The sequence below is a fragment of the Kitasatospora sp. NPDC007106 genome (genome assembly GCF_040634455.1).
Lineage (GTDB): Bacteria > Actinomycetota > Actinomycetes > Streptomycetales > Streptomycetaceae > Kitasatospora > Kitasatospora arboriphila.
Genome location: NZ_JBEYFP010000611.1, coordinates 1 through 3630, shown reverse-complemented (window position 1 = coordinate 3630; position 3630 = coordinate 1). Strand labels below are relative to the sequence as shown.

The following is a 3630-nucleotide window of genomic DNA, read 5'->3' as shown; positions in this document are numbered from 1 at the left end:
CGCCGCAGCACCCGCCGCCGCCACCGCTCGGGGCGGGAGCCGCGGCGGCGCCGCCCGCGGTGCCGGTCACGGCGACGGTGGAGAGCAGCTTCACCGTGTCGGTGTGGCCCTCCGGGCAGACGGCCGGGTCGTTGGCCTGGGCCATCGTGCGGCGGAGTTCGAAGGTGGCTCCGCAGGAGCGGCAGCGGAAGTCGTAGCGAGGCATAGCGGCAGGGTACCGAGGCGGCAGCTCAGACGGCAGTAGCGACCGGTTCGGGCCGCCCGCCCCGCTCGTCCTGCCCGGTCCGCCCGGTGGTTTCCGGCCGGGCCCGCTCCGGCTTGGGCCGGACGTAGACCTGCTTGCGGACCCGGGCGACCACCGAGCCGTCCTGTGCCAGCACCTCGGTGTCGAACCAGACCAGCGCCTTGCTGCCGTCGGCCGTCAGCTCGCGGATCTCCGCCAGGCGCTCGTCGGTGAGCACGAACTCGGCGGTGATGTCGCCGCGGCCGGGGGAGACGAAGTCGATCTCCGCGGCGCTGTCCCACACGTAGTAGTCCGGGCCGAGGTTCTGCATCACCAGCAGCATCCAGAACGGGTCGGTCATCGCGAAGATGGAGCCGCCGAAGTGGGTGCCGACCCAGTTGCGGTTCAGCCGCCCGAGCCGCAGCCGGACCTTCGCGCTGCGGAAGGCGTCGTCGACCGCCAGCACCTTGATGCCGGCGAACAGGAACGGCGGCCAGAGGTTGATGCCGCGCCGGAAGGTGGCTGCGGAGAGCGTGCGCTTGCGTGCCATGAGCGCGACTCTAGCACTAAGTTACTGGCCGGTAATGTGTCCTGGGTCACGCCCTCGGCGGGTCCGTCAGCGCGGCCCCCGGATCATCGCCACCACCCCGGCCGCGGTCTCCCGCACCGCCGCCAGCTCGGTCAGGAAGTGCCAGTAGTCCGGGTGCCGGCCCGCCTCCTCCAGCGCCGCGACCGCCCGGTCCAGCCGTGCCACCGCCGCGTCCAGCGGCGCCGCGTGCCGCGGGTCCGGGGTCTGACGTCCCGTCATGGCCAGGCGCTGGGCGTCCCGCAGGGCGAACCGCGTCCGCTCGATCTCCTTGTGCGGGTCGTGCGACACCTCGTTCAGCTGCCGCAGCCGGTCGTTGACCGCCGTCACCGAACCCTCCGCCGTCTCCAGCACCGCGCGCACCGTCCCGATCGCGCCGGTCGCGTCCGCCCAGCGCTGCTCGTCGCGGGCCCGCGCTGCCTCGTCCAGCTTCCGCGAGGCCGTCGCCACCGCCTCCGCCGTCTGCGCCGGCACCCGCTGCAGGTCCTGCCAGCAGGAGACCGAGAACCGCCGCCGCAGCTCGCTCAGCGCCGGCTCCACCGTGCCCCCGCGCGTCTCCAGCGCCTGCACCCGCGTCCGCAGGCTCGCCACCCGGCGGTCGATCTCCTTCGCCCGCTGCGGCAGTTGCTCCGCCTGGTCGCGGACGACCCCGGCCCGCCGCGCCACCTCCTCCGCCCGCTGCAGGGTCGCCTGCACCCCGTGCCGGGCCACACCCTCGTTCATCCGGGTCAGCTCCGGGCCGAGCTCCGCCAGCCGCGCCGCCAGGTCATCCGCCTTCAGCCCGGCCGACCGCACATGCTCCAGCGCCGTCGTCGCCGCCAGCAGCGCCTGCCGGGCCTTCTCCACCGCCGGCGTCACCCGGATCAGCTGCGACTCCGCGTGCTGCACCAGCGGCTGCAGCCGCTGGACGAAGGAGTCCAGCTCCGACCGCTGCGCCTCCAGGTCCCGCTTGGCCTGGTCCAGCTGCCGGCGGGCCCGGCCGGCCGCGGAGGAGTCCAGCTCCGGATCCTCCAGGTCGTACGCGTCCAGCGCCGACAGGTAGCCGACGGTCACCTCGTTGATCCGTCCCGTCAGCGCCTGGAAATCGGCCTGCGCCCGGCCCGCCGCGGCACTGTCCTCCGCGGAACGGATCGTCTCCAGGGCGAGCTGGGCGTCGCGCTGCGCCGAGTCGAGTTCGTAGAAGGTCTGCTGCGCCGCATCCCGGGCGGCCACCGCCTCGGCCCGCGCTCCCTCGCCCCGACGCCACCAGCCGCCCCGCCCGCCGCCACCGCCGGCCACCCTCACCACGCGCTCCCTGCTGCTCGTACGCCTGATCCAGGCCCATTCTTCCCGATCGCCCCCACCGCCCGGGACCCGCCGTCCGACGCCATCCGGACGGTGGCGGCGGGCAACCCCCGGACCAGGTACGCTAGGCCTCCGTCGTGCACCCGGGGACCCCGTGTGCCGCGGCACGGGCGCATAGCTCAGCGGTAGAGCGCCGCCCTTACAAGGCGGATGTCGGCGGTTCGAAACCGTCTGCGCCCACCGGCAGTGAACACCACGAAAGCCCCGAACCCTTCCCGGTCCGGGGCTTTTCGGCATCCGGATCCGACATCGGCGGCGCACCGACCGCCGCCCGGCCCTGACACGGGCCGGGTGTCGTGCGACGGTGGTGGATGCGGGGCCGCAGCCCGGAGCACGTGCGCGGTCGCCGCGCGACGGGCCGCAGCCGAACCGGGTGATCGGCCCCTGGAGGGTGTGCCATGCGGGCGACGGACAGGACACCGGGAAGGCCGCGGGACGGGCGGGAGACACGGGCCCGTGGCGCGGCGGGGGTAAGACGCCCGAGCCGGAAGGCAGTTGAGCGCGGTGCCCGGCGCACGGGACGGGTCGAGGGCGCTGTGCCGGCCGATCGCGGTGGTGCCTTCGGCATCCTCGTGTGCACGGCCTTCCGGCGGTTCGCGATGTGGTTCCCGCCGACCCGACGGGCCGCCCGGCGCAGGTCGCTGCTGTGCGCGGTCGCGGCCGGCATGCTGATCGTCTTCCACTTCGTCCTCTGCGGCACGGTCACCGGACCGCGGAGCCCGTCATGACCGCCGGCACCGGGACGGCGCCCGGCGGCGAGACCCAAGGCCGGCCCTCGGTCAGGAGGATCGCCTGGACGCTGCTCCGCGTGGTCGGCTCGGTCGTCGCCCTGGGGGCCCTGTACTACGGGCTGCCGCTGGACCACTCGTCCACGTCGGCCACCGTCACCATGCTCCTCGTCGGACTAGCGGGGTTCATCGTGCTGGTCGCCCTCCAGGTCCGCTCGATCGTCCGCTCCCGGCACCCGGGACTGCGGGCCGCCGAGGCGCTGTCCATCTGCGTCCCGTTCTTCCTGCTGCTCTTCTCCGCCACCTACGTCGCGCTGGCCGCGCTGTCCCCCGACAGCTTCGGCGAGCCCCTGTCCCACTCCGACGGGATCTACTTCACGGTGACCGTGTTCTCCACCGTCGGATTCGGCGACATCACCGCCAGGACCGACACCGCGCGGCTGGTCGTCACCGTCCAGATGCTGGCCGACCTGGTGGTCCTCGGCCTGGGCATCAAGGTCATCGTCGGCGCGGTCCAGCGCGGCCGGCAGCGCAGGGCGGGACCGCGGAGCCCCGAGGCCGGGAACGAGGAACGATGACCGCGGCCGGGAGCCCACAGGCCGACGACCACGGTGGGCGAGGCTGCCGCGGTCAGGACGGGAGGACGTGCCGGTGTCCCGGCCACCGGCCGGGACACCGGCACGTCGGCGCACTCCCACCGCCCCAGGCTTTCATGATCGACGTATCGCCCCGGTAGCGCGGCGGGAGCG

General features: G+C 74.2%; 5 protein-coding genes and 1 tRNA gene. 3 read left to right on the top strand and 3 right to left on the bottom strand.

What is annotated here, in order from left to right; genetic code table 11:
- From ABZ641_RS29405 to ABZ641_RS29395, 3 genes are all read right to left on the bottom strand, one after another.
- Positions 1–205 (bottom strand): zinc ribbon domain-containing protein (locus ABZ641_RS29405; RefSeq protein WP_359986611.1); only part of this gene is annotated, 205 nt, incomplete at its 3' end.
- A gap of 25 nt (positions 206–230) precedes the next feature.
- Positions 231–773: a DUF4442 domain-containing protein gene (locus ABZ641_RS29400; RefSeq protein ID WP_344622698.1), complete on the bottom strand. Its 543-nt coding sequence runs from the start codon at positions 771–773 to the stop codon at positions 231–233.
- 66 nt (positions 774–839) lie between these two features.
- Positions 840–2093, bottom strand: coding sequence for a hypothetical protein (locus ABZ641_RS29395; protein WP_359986608.1), 1254 nt, complete (start codon positions 2091–2093; stop codon positions 840–842).
- A gap of 168 nt (positions 2094–2261) precedes the next feature.
- Here ABZ641_RS29395 and ABZ641_RS29390 point away from each other — a divergent pair.
- The 3 genes from ABZ641_RS29390 (at position 2262) to ABZ641_RS29380 (ending at position 3459) form a co-directional block, all read left to right on the top strand.
- Positions 2262–2333: transfer RNA gene (locus ABZ641_RS29390), tRNA-Val, on the top strand.
- Positions 2334–2689: 356 nt separating this feature from the next.
- Positions 2690–2881: a hypothetical protein gene (locus tag ABZ641_RS29385; RefSeq protein WP_359986605.1), complete on the top strand. Its 192-nt coding sequence runs from the start codon at positions 2690–2692 to the stop codon at positions 2879–2881.
- Positions 2878–3459 carry an ion channel gene (locus ABZ641_RS29380; protein WP_359986602.1) on the top strand — a complete coding sequence of 194 codons (582 nt, stop codon included), beginning with the start codon at positions 2878–2880 and terminating at the stop codon, positions 3457–3459. The genes ABZ641_RS29385 and ABZ641_RS29380 overlap by 4 nt, the downstream gene beginning before the upstream one ends.
- Positions 3460–3630: the final 171 nt, after the last annotated feature.